15 protein-coding genes are annotated in these 12,694 nt (G+C 74.6%); 6 read left to right on the top strand and 9 right to left on the bottom strand.

Translation table 11 applies throughout. The annotated features are described in order from the left end of the window. Positions 1-32: 32 nt before the first annotated feature. The gene (locus tag Ae717Ps2_RS13520) at positions 33-1,232 is read right to left on the bottom strand and encodes an FAD-binding oxidoreductase (protein ID WP_075333463.1); all 1,200 of its coding nucleotides are present in this window, start codon (positions 1,230-1,232) and stop codon (positions 33-35) included. 71 nt (positions 1,233-1,303) lie between these two features. Between Ae717Ps2_RS13520 and Ae717Ps2_RS13515 the strand changes: the two genes are divergently transcribed. Beyond that, on the top strand, positions 1,304-2,203 hold the full coding sequence (locus tag Ae717Ps2_RS13515; protein WP_075306227.1) for a LysR family transcriptional regulator: 900 nt from the start codon (positions 1,304-1,306) through the stop codon (positions 2,201-2,203). A 34-nt stretch (positions 2,204-2,237) separates the two neighbouring features. Here the strand turns inward: Ae717Ps2_RS13515 and Ae717Ps2_RS13510 are convergent, their stop codons facing one another. Next, the gene (locus Ae717Ps2_RS13510) at positions 2,238-3,032 is read right to left on the bottom strand and encodes a hypothetical protein (protein ID WP_075333462.1); all 795 of its coding nucleotides are present in this window, start codon (positions 3,030-3,032) and stop codon (positions 2,238-2,240) included. Between the two features lie 145 nt (positions 3,033-3,177). Here Ae717Ps2_RS13510 and Ae717Ps2_RS13505 point away from each other — a divergent pair, with 145 nt between their 5' ends. From Ae717Ps2_RS13505 to Ae717Ps2_RS13495, 3 genes are all read left to right on the top strand, one after another. Continuing rightward, positions 3,178-4,017, top strand: a complete 840-nt coding sequence (locus tag Ae717Ps2_RS13505) for a DUF3097 domain-containing protein (protein WP_075334265.1) — start codon at positions 3,178-3,180, stop codon at positions 4,015-4,017. A 113-nt stretch (positions 4,018-4,130) separates the two neighbouring features. Then, positions 4,131-4,580 carry an NfeD family protein gene (locus Ae717Ps2_RS13500; RefSeq protein WP_075306231.1) on the top strand — a complete coding sequence of 150 codons (450 nt, stop codon included), beginning with the start codon at positions 4,131-4,133 and terminating at the stop codon, positions 4,578-4,580. Between the two features lie 88 nt (positions 4,581-4,668). Beyond that, positions 4,669-5,916, top strand: a complete 1,248-nt coding sequence (locus tag Ae717Ps2_RS13495) for an SPFH domain-containing protein (protein ID WP_075306233.1) — start codon at positions 4,669-4,671, stop codon at positions 5,914-5,916. 123 nt (positions 5,917-6,039) lie between these two features. Here the strand turns inward: Ae717Ps2_RS13495 and Ae717Ps2_RS13490 are convergent, their stop codons facing one another. The 7 genes from Ae717Ps2_RS13490 to Ae717Ps2_RS13460 all read right to left on the bottom strand — a co-directional run bounded on the left by Ae717Ps2_RS13490 (position 6,040) and on the right by Ae717Ps2_RS13460 (position 10,582). Next, a complete protein-coding gene (locus Ae717Ps2_RS13490) occupies positions 6,040-6,474 on the bottom strand; it encodes a type II toxin-antitoxin system VapC family toxin (RefSeq protein WP_075306234.1) in 435 nt (144 codons plus the stop codon). 5 nt (positions 6,475-6,479) lie between these two features. After that, a complete protein-coding gene (locus tag Ae717Ps2_RS13485) occupies positions 6,480-6,722 on the bottom strand; it encodes an AbrB/MazE/SpoVT family DNA-binding domain-containing protein (RefSeq protein ID WP_075311751.1) in 243 nt (80 codons plus the stop codon). A 204-nt stretch (positions 6,723-6,926) separates the two neighbouring features. Then, positions 6,927-7,685 carry an energy-coupling factor ABC transporter ATP-binding protein gene (locus Ae717Ps2_RS13480; RefSeq protein ID WP_075306236.1) on the bottom strand — a complete coding sequence of 253 codons (759 nt, stop codon included), beginning with the start codon at positions 7,683-7,685 and terminating at the stop codon, positions 6,927-6,929. Continuing rightward, complete coding sequence (gene cbiQ / locus Ae717Ps2_RS13475; protein ID WP_075306237.1) at positions 7,682-8,446, bottom strand: cobalt ECF transporter T component CbiQ; 765 nt, start codon at positions 8,444-8,446, stop codon at positions 7,682-7,684. The genes Ae717Ps2_RS13480 and cbiQ overlap by 4 nt, the downstream gene beginning before the upstream one ends. After that, positions 8,446-8,796, bottom strand: coding sequence for a PDGLE domain-containing protein (locus tag Ae717Ps2_RS13470; protein ID WP_075333461.1), 351 nt, complete (start codon positions 8,794-8,796; stop codon positions 8,446-8,448). The genes cbiQ and Ae717Ps2_RS13470 overlap by 1 nt, the downstream gene beginning before the upstream one ends. After that, positions 8,793-9,506 carry an energy-coupling factor ABC transporter permease gene (locus tag Ae717Ps2_RS13465; protein WP_170918281.1) on the bottom strand — a complete coding sequence of 238 codons (714 nt, stop codon included), beginning with the start codon at positions 9,504-9,506 and terminating at the stop codon, positions 8,793-8,795. The genes Ae717Ps2_RS13470 and Ae717Ps2_RS13465 overlap by 4 nt, the downstream gene beginning before the upstream one ends. A gap of 194 nt (positions 9,507-9,700) precedes the next feature. Beyond that, positions 9,701-10,582, bottom strand: a complete 882-nt coding sequence (locus Ae717Ps2_RS13460) for a glycosyltransferase (RefSeq protein ID WP_063718593.1) — start codon at positions 10,580-10,582, stop codon at positions 9,701-9,703. A gap of 556 nt (positions 10,583-11,138) precedes the next feature. Between Ae717Ps2_RS13460 and Ae717Ps2_RS35170 the strand changes: the two genes are divergently transcribed. Next, the gene (locus Ae717Ps2_RS35170) at positions 11,139-12,209 is read left to right on the top strand and encodes a glycosyltransferase family 2 protein (RefSeq protein WP_233147547.1); all 1,071 of its coding nucleotides are present in this window, start codon (positions 11,139-11,141) and stop codon (positions 12,207-12,209) included. A 100-nt stretch (positions 12,210-12,309) separates the two neighbouring features. Beyond that, complete coding sequence (locus Ae717Ps2_RS13450; RefSeq protein ID WP_020623972.1) at positions 12,310-12,687, top strand: hypothetical protein; 378 nt, start codon at positions 12,310-12,312, stop codon at positions 12,685-12,687. Positions 12,688-12,694 lie beyond the last annotated feature (7 nt).

Here is a 12,694-nt window from a genome sequence, read left to right as displayed (position 1 = left end):
ACACGGCCGCCCCCGGCCGGTCCGGCACGGACTCAGGCGGTGCCCGGGCGGGGCGGCCCGTACCGGAACGACGGGTGCGTCACCTCGGCGGTCGCGCGGGGCGAGAACCCGTCGAGGAGGTGGTCGACCCCGGACCAGGCACACGCGGCAGGGACGTCGTCGCCGAACGGGGCGAGGACGTTCACGCAGTAGGCGGCGTCGCGGCCGCGGACGGTGTCGGCGACGGCCGCGGCCCGCCCGGCGGTGCCGCCCAGGTGCCGGATCCCGGTCACGACCATCGGCCCGGTGCGGGAGACGACCCGGTCGAGGCCGTCAGGGTCGAGACCGTCGACCAGCACGTCGTCGCCGAGGTAGGCGTGCGGGACCTCGGGCTCGGCATACACCCGCGACGACGCGCGCGGGTCCAGCGGGGCGACGGTGTCGTCGTCCCAGGCGACGGCGGCGCGCAGCGGCGCGAGCAGCGCGTCGGTGCGGCCGGTACCGCCGGTGCCGACGACCCCGACCCGCAGGACGCGACGTCCGCGCAGGTGCGGGGGGAGGACGGGCAGGTCGGGGTAGGGGACCACGGACACCCCGGAGGTGACGTCGTCGGGCAGGGTCGCGGTCCAGTCCGCCCAGGCGTGCAGCGCGGCCGGGTCGCCGGGGGCGTCCGCGGCGCCGAGGACGCGGACCAGGCCGCCGCCGACCAGACCGTCGGAGCCGAGCAGCCCGACGACGACCGCGGTGACGACGTCGCCGTCGTCGGGGCCGGTGCCGCGCAGCCGGGCGAAGTACGCCGGGTCGGACTCCGCGGTCACCGTGACGGTGCCCCCGGCGCGGGCGATCTCGACGGCGCGGACGTGGTCGGCGGCCCAGCCGTCGGCGCGGACGGCGAGGCCGAGCCCGCCACCGAACAGGTACCCGGCGACGCCGACCGACGGTGCGCTGCCGTGCGGCGGGCGGAGTCCGTGCGGCGCCGCCGCGGCGACGACGTCGCCCCAGGTCGCGCCCACCCCCGCGCGGACGGTGCGGGTGCGCGGGTCGACCGTCATCTCCGCCAGCGCCGCGGTGTCGATCAGCAGGCCGCCGTCGCACGGGCGGCGCAGGCCGTGCCCGGTGGCGTGCACGGTGACGGCGAGGCCGTCGTGGTCGGCCCGCGTCAGCGCGGCGACGACGTCGTCCGCCCCGGTGGCGGTCACGACCGCCGAGGGCCGGTGGGTGATCCCGGTCTGGAAGCTGGGTGTGCTGGTCATGGCATCGAGCCTGGGACCGACCACGGCAGAAGTCGAAGAGATGGATCGTCTGCTGGCTAGCATCCCTGGTTATGGAACTGCGTCACCTGCGCTACCTGGTCGCGGTCGTCGACTCCGGGACCGTCACCGCGGCCGCCGCGGCGCTGCACGTCGCGCAGCCCGGGGTGAGCGCGCAGCTGCGGCAGCTGGAACGGGAGCTCGGTGCGCCGCTGTTCGAGCGCGGCCCGCGCGCGGTCACGCTCACCGAGGCCGGACGGGCGGTCCTGCCGCACGCCCGCGCCGCGCTCGCCGCCGTGGAGGACGCCCGCGACGCCGTCGCCGCGTTGCACGGTCTGCTGCGCGGGCGGGTCGCGGTCGGCATGGCCACGTCGCTGCCGGACACCGTGCTCGCCGACCCCGTCGGGGACTTCGCCGTCGCCCATCCGCAGCTGGAGGTGACCCTGCGGGAGGGGACCACCGACGAGCTGGTCGACGAGCTGCGGGCCGGGCGGCTCGACGTCGCCGTGCTGGGGTTCCCGCACGCCCCGCCCGACGGCCTCGACGGACGGGTGCTGGTCGAGTCCCCGCTGGTCGCCGCGGTCGCGGCGGACGACCCGTTCGCCGGCCGGGCCGCGATCACGTGCGAGGAGCTCGCGGCCCGGCCGCTGATCTGCCTGCCCCGCGGGCACGGTCTGCGCGCCGCGCTGGACGCGGCGCTGGCGGCCCGGTCGCTCACCGCGCGGGTCGGGTTCGAGTCCGGGGCGATGACCCTGCTGCTGCGTCTGGCCGCCCGCGGCGCGGGCGTGGCGGTCGTCCCGGAACCCGCGCTCGGCGCGGCCGGGGTCGTGGCACTGGCGCGGCCGCCGGTGGCGGTGCCGATCACCCCGCAGATCCGGACGCGGCTGCACCTGGTGTGGCGCTGGGGCGGGCCCGGCGGCCCGGCGGCGCGGGCGCTGCTGGAGTCCCTGCTCCGGCAGCACCCGGCGCCGTGAGATCAGCTGGGATCAGCGGGAGATCAGCCGGGCATCAGCGGGGGACCGACACCAGGACCCGGACGGCCTCGGCGACGGCGGCGCGGCGCGCGACCCGGACCGCGGTGGCGATCGGGCGCAGCGCGTCGGACCGGGCGATCGCCGCCGACGCCGACAGCGCGCCGCCGGGCTCGTCGCCGGACGCTGCGGACAGGATCGCGTCGACCTCGTCGGCCTGCTGCAGGACCCGCAACGCCTGCGGGGGCATCCCACCGGGCCACAGCGCCTGCGGGCGCCGGCGCAGCCAGGCCGCGATCTCCTCGCGCACGCCCGGCCGGTGCCGGGCCACACCCAGGTCGGTCAACGCCGCGGCGGCGGCCCGCACCTGGCCGCGCAGCTCCCGCTCGGCCTCGTTCAGCGCGACGTACTCGGGGACCGGGCCGGCGTCGGTGACCGAGTGCACGGTCCAGCGGACCACCCCGTCCGCGATCGGCGACGGTACGACGCCGAACCCGGCGTCGGGGAACAGCACGCCCTCGCCCGCGGTGATCGCGGCGTCGGAGAACGGGCCAAGGCCGGGCAGGCCACGCACGTCCCCGGGAGCGGGCAGCACCAGACGGGCCTGTCCGCGCGGAGCGGCCCTGCGGACGGCGGCGAGCAGCATCGCCGTCGACGTCGGAGCCGCCCCGGGGCCGGGCAGGCCGGTCGTGGCGGCGGTGACGTCGTCGGCGGCGAGCACGTCGTGCGCCTCCGACCACGGCGCGAGCGCGTCGAGGACGTCGTCGGGTGCGGCGGACCCGGCCAGCCAGGCCGAGGCCCACACGGCGAAGGTCGTGGAGGCACAGGACACGGCGGTCAGGCTAACGGCCCATCCCGCGTCGCACACCCGGCACGTGGGTGACGCAGCGCTACGAGATTCACGCTGAGCGTGACCACCGGAGTGTGGGCGTGTCGTGCACCGGTCACCGACCGACGTCGACCGATACTGGCTCACCATGAGCCGGACCCACGACTACCGGGGCATCTTCGACACCGCGGGCACCCGTGCCCCGCGGGAGAGCCGGGTGACCGAGGTCCCCGCCGAACCGGGCCTGGTCGTCGAGGACCCGGCCAGTGGGTTCTGCGGTGCCGTCGTGACCGTCACCGGCTCGGAGGTGACGCTGGAGGACCGCTTCGGCGGTCGGCGGATCTTCCCGCTGCGCCCCGCCGGGTTCCTCCACGAGGGTCGTCCCGCGACGCTGGTCCGGCCGCAGGCCGCCCCCGCGGGTCGCACGCTGTCCGCCTCCGGGTCGGTGCACGTCGCGAACCTGAAGGCCCGCACCGCGCGCGCCGCCCGGATCTGGGTCGAGGGACTGCACGACGCCGCGCTCGTCGAACAGGTGTGGGGCCACGACCTGCGCGTCGAGGGTGTCGTCGTCGAGCCGCTGCACGGCGTCGACGACCTGGCCGCGGCCGTCCGGGACTTCGACCCCGGACCGCACCGACGCCTGGGCATCCTCGTCGACCACCTCGTCGAGGGCACCAAGGAGACCCGGCAGGCCCGCGAGGCCTACCGCGCCACCCCCGCCGCCCAGCACCACGTGCTGGTGACCGGTCACCCCTACGTCGACGTGTGGCAGGCGGTGAAGCCCTCGGTCGTCGGGATCCGCGAGTGGCCGGTGATCCCGCGCGGCACCGACTGGAAGACCTGGGTCTGCGCGGCGCTGCGGTGGGGCGAGCCCGCCGACGGTGCCCGGCGGGTGCTCGGCGCGGTCCGCAGCTACCGCGACCTGGAGACCCCGATGATCGGCGCGGTCGAGCGGCTCATCGACTTCGTCACCGCCGAGGGGGCCTGACCCCGACACCGGGGTCGAACTCCGGCACCGACCGGTAACGATCGGGCCAAGCAGTGCGGAGCATCCCGACGAAACGCCGACGGTGAATCGGACATTCTGGCACGCTGGGAGCCATGGAACCGGCACTGATCTGGCTGCTCGTCGGTCTCGTGCTGATCGGCAGCGAGCTCGTGTCCGGGGAGCTGTTCCTCGTCATGCTCGGCGGTGGGGCACTCGCCGCGGCGGCCGGGGCCGCCCTCGGGCTGACGCTCCTCCCGGCCGCCGGGCTGGGTGGGGCCGTTGCGGTCCTGCTGCTGCTGGCCGTGCGGCCGGCGGCGAAACGCAGGCTGGACGCGCACCTGGGCACCCTCGAACGCCACCAGGACCGGTTCGTCGGCGCCGCCGCCGAGGTCGTGCAGCGCGTCGACGGCGAGCGGGGGCAGGTCCGGATCGGACGCGAGCTGTGGTCGGCGCGGTCGATGGACGGGGTGGAGGTCCTCGAGGCCGGCAGCACCGTCACGATCCTGCAGGTGACCGGGGCGGCGGTGCTCGTCACCGGTCGGGGGGAACTACCGCCGTCCTGAGCTGCCACCGCGGTAGGACGGCACGACGCCCCGGGGACGCCGGGGCGACACCGGCGCCGGTTCTCCGGCGCGCAGGAGGGGAGTGCACATGGCCGAGCTCATCATCGGCATCATCCTGCTCGTGCTGGTCGTGACGATCGTCGTGAAGTCGGTCGTGATCGTCCCGCAGGAGTGGGCGTACATCATCGAACGGCTGGGTCGCTACCACAGCATCCGCGAGGGCGGCCCGGCGATCCTGGTGCCGTTCGTCGACCGCACCCGCGAGCGGGTCGACCTGCGCGAGCAGGTCGTGTCGTTCCCGCCGCAGCCGGTCATCACGCAGGACAACCTGACCGTCAACATCGACACCGTCGTGTACTTCAAGGTCAACGACGCCAAGGCGGCGGTCTACGAGATCGCCAACTACATCGCCGGTGTCGAGCAGATCACCACCACGACGCTGCGCAACGTGGTCGGTGGCATGACGCTGGAGCAGACGCTGACCTCGCGGGACCGGATCAACACCGCGCTGCGCGGCGAGCTGGACGAGGCCACCGAGCGCTGGGGCATCCGGGTCGCCCGGGTCGAGATCAAGGCGATCGACCCGCCGCCCTCGATCCAGAACTCGATGGAACAGCAGATGAAGGCCGACCGCGAGAAGCGGGCGATGATCCTCACCGCCGAGGGCCAGCGGGAGTCGGCCATCCGCAGCGCCGAGGGCAACAAGCAGTCCCAGATCCTCACCGCGGAGGGCGCCAAGCAGGCCGCCATCCTCGCCGCCGAGGCCGAGCGGCAGTCGGAGATCCTGCGGGCGCAGGGCCGCCGGGCCGCCCTGTACCTCGAGGCGCAGGGTGAGGCGAAGGCGATCGAGAAGAAGTTCGCCGCGATCAAGGCCGGCAAGCCCACCCCGGAGCTGCTCGCCTACGAGTACCTGCAGACGCTGCCGCAGATGGCCGAGGGCGAGGCCAGCAAGCTGTGGGTCGTCCCGTCCGACTTCGGGAAGGCACTGGAGGGCTTCACCCGGATGCTGGGTGCGCCCGGCGAGGACGGCGTCTTCCGCTACGAGCCCAGCCCGGACGACGGCACCGTCTCCAAGCCCGCCGAGGACGACGGCGTCGAGGACTGGTTCGACACCTCCTCCGACCCGGAGATCGCCAAGCAGGTCGCGGCGGCCACCGCGGCGGCCCAGCAGGAGGTCCCGCCGGTGGGCTCGGACGTCCCGCCGGTCCCCGGCACCGAGGTCGGCACCGGCGGCTCTGCGACCCCGGCCCAGCTGGAGTCCTCCCGTGAGGCGCCCGGCATCGGCCTGCCGGATGCGGCGCAGGGCCACCCGAACGGCCAGGAGCAGCGCGGCTGACCCACCCCGCCGCACCACACCGCACCGCACGACACCGCCCCGCCCGGTTCGCCGGGTGGGGCGGTGTCGTGTCGGACCAACACCCGGCGCTCGCACCCACCTCGGGGTGGGGTCGGGGCGGTTCTACCGGATGGGCACGACCGTGACGCCGACGTCGAGGGTGGTCCAGGCGGTGTCCGCGGTGACCGCGGGCAGTTCGAGCCGCGCGGCCAGGGCGAGACATGCCCGGTCACCCAGAGAAAGGCCCGCGGCGCGGGTGACCGGCCACAGCGTTGCCGCCGTGGTCGCGTCGGTGGCGCCGAAGGGCTCCACGTGCACGCCCAGGGTGCGGAGCTGGCGGATGGTCCGGTCGGCGTCGACGCCGTGTTGGGCGAGCTTCTGGTGGACCTCGGACAGATTCACTGCGCTGAGCACAGCTCCGATCCGGGCAGCTCCGCCGGCTGCGGTGAGATAGGGCTCGACCAGCTCCGCCCCGGGCTCGTCGCGCAACCAGGCCAGCACCGCGGAGGCATCCAGCACCGCCGACGTGCCCGGTGACGCCGCGGTGTCGGCGGGCACGGGGGTCAACGGGCGTCCTCGGCATCGGCCTCGGCGCGTCGGTCGGCGAGCAACTCGGCGGCCACGGATCGGGTGGGGGCGCCCTGCCAGGCGGCGGCGACGTCGCGGCGGATGCGCGCCATCAGCTGATCCCGGCTCTCCAAGATCACCCGGCCGTCCTCCACCGAGAGCACCAGCGTCGAGCCCGGGTCGAGCCCCAGCTCCTGGCGGACCTGCTTCGGGATCAACACCCGCCCGTCCCGGTTCATGGTCACGTCTGAAGTCAGTGGGTGATCCACGGATTCTGACACGTCCCTACTCTATCTGACGGGCAAGACCTTCAGATGTCAGACGCGTTCCGACCGCGACAGGAGCTTGCTCGCTGACAGCACTGCGTTCGGCCTGGCGGCGCTGCAGACCTGACCGAGTACGTCGGCCGACCAGCCTCTGGGGGCGCGCAACCCGTCGCCGTACTAGGCGAGGACGAAGCCGTAGGGCAGCTCCAGCCGGTGCCGGGCGAGGAGCTCGGCGTCGGCCAGCAGGTCCCGGGTCGGCCCGTCGGCGACGACGGTCCCCCCGTCGAGCACGACGCTGCGCGGGCACAGCTGCAGCGCGTACGGCAGGTCGTGGGTGACCATGAGCATGGTCCGGTCCAGCCCCAGCAGCACCTCGGCCAGCTCGCGGCGGGCCACCGGGTCGAGGTTCGACGACGGCTCGTCGAGCACGAGGATCTCCGGGTCGCACGCCAGCACCGTGGCCAGCGCCACCCGGCGGCGCTGCCCGCCGGACAGGTGCAGCGGGGAACGGTCGCCGGCGTCGGCCATCCCCACGGCGGCCAGTGCCTCGTCGACCCGCTCGCGCAGCGCCGGCCCGCGCAGCCCGAAGTTCGCCGGGCCGAACGCCACGTCCTCGGCGACGGTGGGCATGAACAGCTGGTCGTCGGGGTCCTGGAAGACGATCCCGACCCGGCGCCGGATCTCGCGCAGGTTCCGCTTCTCCACCCGGAGCCCGCCGACCTCGACCGAGCCCGCCCGGCGGTCCACCCGGCCGTCCGCGCTGCCGCCGAGGATCCCGTTGAGGTGCAGCACCAGGGTGGTCTTCCCGGCGCCGTTGGGGCCGAGCAGCGCGACCCGCTCGCCGGGGGCGATCGTCAGGTCGACACCGAACAGCGCCTGGTGGCCGTCGGGGTAGGCGAAGGCCACGTCGGTCAGCCGCAGCGACGGCGGGCTCATGCGGCCACCCAGCCGGACCCGGCCAGCAGCACCGCGACCCCGGCCACGGTCAGCCCGGCCAGCCACTGCCGCGGGGTGGTCGGGGCGTCGCCCGACGGCGGCATGGTGCCGGTCCAGCCGCGCGACAGCATCGCCAGGTGCACCCGCTCGCCGCGCTCGTAGGACCGCACGAACAGCGAGCCGATCCCACGGGCGGTCGCCCCGGCCTGCCACAGGAACCGCGGGTCGTGGCCACGGGAGATCCGGGACAACCGCATCCGCCGGGCCTCGCCGGCGATCACGTCGGCGTAGCGCAGCATCAGGGTGGCGATCGTGGTGACGATCGCCGGGGCGCGGAGGCGCGCCAGGCCGACGAGCAGGTCGCGCATCGGCGTCGTTGCGGCGAGGGTCAGCGAGGTCAGCACGCCCAGGGTGCCCTTGACCAGGATGTTCCACGCCCCGAGCAGCCCCGGCTGGGACAGCGTGAGACCGAGCCAGTCCAGCGTCGGCGCCGGGCCGGTGAACGGCAGCAGCACCGCGAGGACCACGAAGGGCAGCTCGATGACCGAGCGCCGCAGGATCCAGCCCGGCCGGATGCCCGCCAGCGCCCAGACCCCGGCGAGCAGGACGGCGAACCCGCCGAACACCGCGAACGCCTCCCGCGGGGTCGCGACCACGCACACCGTCACCAGCAGCGCCGAGACGATCTTGACCTCGGGTGGGAGCCGGTGGACGGGGGAGTCGTGGTGCAGGTGGAGCGGGTGGGAGTGGCCGGCGCCCATCAGCCGCCCCGTCGGCGCAGCAGCAGGAACACCCCGCCCGCGACGACGACCGTCACCAGCACCCCGGCCACCCCGGCGACGCCGGTGGTGCCCTCGCCGCCCACGACCGAGTACCCGGCGAGCGGGCTCGACGCCATGGCGTGGTCGCTCTCGTGGGTCGCGATGCAGGTGCCCTCCAGCCGCTCCCCGCCGTCCGGGGTCGCGACGGCGGTGCAGCCATGCCGGGCGACGGTGTCGAGGCCGTCGGGGTCGGGGGAGGCGAGGGAGGAGACCAGCCCGGCCACGACGAGGGACACGATCAGGAACCCGGCGAAGAACAGCAGCGGACGGCGGTGGGCGGGGGCGGTCATCGCACACCCTCCTCGGAGGTCGGGCGACGGGCGAGCGGGGTCGCGGTGCCGCGCAGCAGGTACACCAGGTCCGGCCGGACGGCGGCCACCGCGCCGACGGTGGCCGCGGTGATCACGCCCTCGCCGATGCCGATCAGCACGTGCAGCCCGCCCATCAGCGCGAAGACGGTGCCGAGGGTGGCCCCACCCGCGCCGCCGATCGCGTACTCCAGGACGAAGCCCATCGCGGCGACGACCGTGTTCAGCAGGGCGGCGACGAACGCGACGACCACCAGCCCGGCCCGCGACCGCACCGCGAACCGACGCAGCGCCCGCGCCACCAGCCAGCCGACGACCACCCCGATCACGGCCATGTTCGTGATGTTGAGCCCGAGGGCGGTGATGCCGCCGTCGGCGAACAGCAGCGCCTGCACGACGAGCACGATCGAGATCGCGATGATGCCCACCCAGGGGCCCACCAGGATCGCGACGAGCGCCCCGCCCAGCAGGTGCCCGCTCGCGCCGGGCAGGATCGGGAAGTTGATCATCTGGACGGCGAAGACGAAGGCCGTGACCAGCCCGGCCATCGGCGCGGTGCGGTCGTCGAGGTCCGCGCGGGCGCGCAGGACGGCAACCGTCAGCGCGATCACCGCGACGACGGCGAACAGCAGCGCCGTCGGGCCGTTCACCAGCCCGTCGCTCATGTGCATGGCGACCGCATGCGTCCGCATCGCGCCCCCTCACCGGTCGGTCCGGCCGCCACCGGGCCGGGTGAGGGAATTCAACGCGACGGCAGTGCTGCCGCAAAGACCTGGCAGCAGATAGGCGACTGCATGTCCCCGATGTCCGGTATCGGCCCCGCCGATCGGGGAGTCCGGGATGCCGTCGGGGCGGCGGCCGCGGCCGCGGCCTGCACCCAGCGCGGTCAGCGGGCCTCGGCGGCCGCGGCCTCGTCGCGCTCGGCGATGAGCTTGTCGTCCTTGCGGGCGGCGATCCGCGACACCTTGAACAGTGCCTTGCGCCGGGCCCGGCCCAGCGGCAGGGCGAGCCGGCCGATCCGCACGTCGATCGGGCGGACGTCGAACACCCCGGAGTCGCCCAGCTCGTCGAACAGCAGCTGCTGCTCCTCGGAGATCTGCTGCTCGAACTCCGAGGAGACCGAGCCGCGGGCGATCCGGAAGGCGGCCAGGGTCTCGGGGACTCCGAGGAAGTCGCCGTACTGGAGCAGACGCATCCAGAGGTCGAGATCCATGATGAAGCGCCGCTCCGGGCGCCACCCGCCCGCGGTGACGAACTGCTCGTGACGGAACAGCACGTTGCCCGGCTCGCCGATCGGGTTCGCCCCGTTGCGGATGACCCGCCGCGCGACCTCGCTGCCCGAGTGCAGCCCGACCAGGCCGCCGCCGAGGCCGCGGCGCGGGACGATGACCCGGCTCTGCTCGTCGATCATGTGCCGGCGCGAGGCCACCACCGACAGCGAGGGGTCGTCGCGCATCGGCGGCACCTGCAGCTCCAGGCAGCGCGGGTGCAGCAGGTCGTCGGCGCACACCAGCTTCACCAGCGGCGCACGGCACAGCTCGACGGCGCGGTTCCAGTTGTCGCCCTGCGGCAGGACCTGCCGGTTGCGCTCGACCCGGATCCGCGGGTCGCGGAAGGAGGTGGCGATCTCCCAGCTCGCGTCGGTGCTGCCGTTCTCCAGCACGACGAGCTCGAAGTCCCGCCAGGTCTGCTCCAGCACGCTGCGGATGGTCTCGGCGAGATAGGCCTCGCCGTTGTGGACCGGGATGCAGACGGACACGCTGGGCACAAAGCCGCCGGGCCTCATCGGGTACCTCGCAGGGGTGGAACGGATCGGACGAGCAGGCGGCGACCCACGCTACCCGCCCCGGTCGACGTGCCGGACGGCGGCGCGGACGTGCGACGTCCGAACGGGACCATCGGGACGGAACGGATACGCACCGTGATCATGGGCCGGGTATCCCGCCGCTCGCCGCCCGACGGTCACCGCTCGTCGGCCGGGGCCCCGCGAGGCGGTCCCGCGCCGCGGTGGTCCGGAGCGCATCCGTAGTATCCGTCGTCGTGTTCGCGTGGTCGGTCCACGCCGCGGCGACGGAGTCCGGGGGCCTTGCACCGTCCGGGCGACACCCGATGCGGTGCGGCTCACGTAACGCGACCGACGGCACCGGAGATATCTCGGATGTCCCCCGTTGTGGGGTAAGGGATCCGGTCGGATCGGGATCGTCGTCACGACCGGACACGCACTGCTCGCCAACCGCGCGCCAGGACCGATCGATTCGGGGGAGAGACCGGTGAACAAGCGCCCTGACCACGGACTACGTCGTCCGAGCCAACCGAGGGTGTCGGTGATCGTGCCGACCCGCAACGAGGCACGGAACCTCGAGGTGGTGCTGCCGGCCGTCGCGGCCGTGCGTCCCGCCGTGCACGAGGTCATCGTCGTCGACGGCGACTCCCGGGACGGCACCGTCGAGACCGCACGCCGTGTCCTGCCCGGCGTCCGGATCGTCCGCCAGACCCGCAAGGGCAAGGGCAACGCGATGGCCTGCGGGTTCGCCGCGGCCACCGGGGACGCGATCGTCATGTTCGACGCGGACGGCTCCGCCGACCCACAGGAGATCCCGCGCTTCGTGGCCGCGCTCGTCGACGGCGCCGACTTCGCGAAGGGCAGCCGGTTCACCAAGGGCGGCGGCAGCGACGACATCACGCTGCTCCGCAAGGGTGGCAACGCCGGGCTGAACCTGATCGCCAACACGCTGTTCGGCACCCGCTACAGCGACCTCTGCTACGGCTACAACGCCTTCTGGGCCGACATCCTGCCGCTGCTGGACCTGCCCGCGGTCGACATGCCCCCGCACCCGGACGGCGGGATGTACTGGGGCGACGGCTTCGAGATCGAGACGGTCCTGAACTGCCGCGTCGCCGCCGCCGGTCTGACGATCACCGAGGTCCCCTCGGTGGAGAAGGAGCGGATGTTCGGCGAGACGAACCTGCGCACCTTCGCCGACGGCACCCGCGTCCTGCGGACCCTCGCCGCCGAGCGGCGTCGCGCCGGTCGCGAGGACCGGCCCGCCGTCCCCGGCCCCGCCGCGGTCGCCCCGCCCGCCGGACACCCGGCGGCGCCCACCACCCCGCCCACGGGCCCGGTGCCGCCCACGACGCCGGACCGGATGGTCCCGCCGGCCCACCAGCGACGCCCGGCCCCGCGACCGCGTGCCGACGCCCCGGCCCCGCAGCGCCGGCAGCAGCCGTCGCGACCGGCCCCGCAGCCGCAGCCCGGCACCGCCCAGCCCGCTCCGGCGCAGCCGGCCCCGTCGCCGGTCGCCCGCGAGCAGCGCCCCGTCGGCGCCGAGCGGGACGGGTCCGCCCGTCCCGAGCGGACCGGTGTGCGGTACGCATGGGGGGAAGAGGCGTCCTGAACGCCCCGGGACCGGATCGATCCGGTCCACGCCCCACCGGCACCCGTCCCACGGGGGACGCCGTGCCGGGAGAACCACCAGTGAAGAGGAGTGAGCCGCGGTGAGCGTGCAGTCCGCAGCAGAGCTGACCCGCGCGAGGACCGCGCGGCGGTACGTCGCGATCCTGCTCGTCCTCGCCGGCATCGTCGCCTGCGGACTGAACGTCGCCGGGGTCACCGGTGGCGCGTTGGGCGAGTTCCGGCTGCTGGTCACCATCGGCTTCCTGCTGCTCGGCCCCGGCTGGGCCGCCGCGGGATTCCTGCGCCGCGCGCCCGCCGCGCACGTCTGGCTGCTGACCCTCGGGGTCGGCACCGCCGTCACCCTGATCGGCGGCCAGCTCATGGTCAGCCTGGGGCTCTGGTACCCGAGCGTCGCCCTGTTCGTCGTCACGCTCCTGTCGGTCCCGTTCCTGCTGCGCCACGCCGTGGTGGCCCAGTGAGCGGGAC

Source organism: Pseudonocardia sp. Ae717_Ps2, from assembly GCF_001932475.1.
In the GTDB taxonomy this organism is placed as follows: Bacteria; Actinomycetota; Actinomycetes; order Mycobacteriales; family Pseudonocardiaceae; genus Pseudonocardia.
Note: the sequence above shows the minus strand (reverse complement) of the source record. Positions and strands in the feature narration are given on the sequence as shown.

What these genes read in the sequence shown, in the direction of transcription:
- Ae717Ps2_RS13520 (WP_075333463.1), bottom strand. Translation starts at nt 1,232, where the DNA reads ATGACCAGCACACCCAGCTTCCAGACCGGGATCACCCACCGGCCCTCG.
- Ae717Ps2_RS13515 (WP_075306227.1), top strand. Translation starts at nt 1,304, where the DNA reads ATGGAACTGCGTCACCTGCGCTACCTGGTCGCGGTCGTCGACTCCGGG.
- Ae717Ps2_RS13505 (WP_075334265.1), top strand. Translation starts at nt 3,178, where the DNA reads ATGAGCCGGACCCACGACTACCGGGGCATCTTCGACACCGCGGGCACC.
- Ae717Ps2_RS13500 (WP_075306231.1), top strand. Translation starts at nt 4,131, where the DNA reads ATGGAACCGGCACTGATCTGGCTGCTCGTCGGTCTCGTGCTGATCGGC.
- Ae717Ps2_RS13495 (WP_075306233.1), top strand. Translation starts at nt 4,669, where the DNA reads ATGGCCGAGCTCATCATCGGCATCATCCTGCTCGTGCTGGTCGTGACG.
- Ae717Ps2_RS13485 (WP_075311751.1), bottom strand. Translation starts at nt 6,722, where the DNA reads ATGAACCGGGACGGGCGGGTGTTGATCCCGAAGCAGGTCCGCCAGGAG.
- Ae717Ps2_RS13480 (WP_075306236.1), bottom strand. Translation starts at nt 7,685, where the DNA reads ATGAGCCCGCCGTCGCTGCGGCTGACCGACGTGGCCTTCGCCTACCCC.
- cbiQ (WP_075306237.1), bottom strand. Translation starts at nt 8,446, where the DNA reads ATGGGCGCCGGCCACTCCCACCCGCTCCACCTGCACCACGACTCCCCC.
- Ae717Ps2_RS13470 (WP_075333461.1), bottom strand. Translation starts at nt 8,796, where the DNA reads ATGACCGCCCCCGCCCACCGCCGTCCGCTGCTGTTCTTCGCCGGGTTC.
- Ae717Ps2_RS13465 (WP_170918281.1), bottom strand. Translation starts at nt 9,506, where the DNA reads ATGCGGACGCATGCGGTCGCCATGCACATGAGCGACGGGCTGGTGAAC.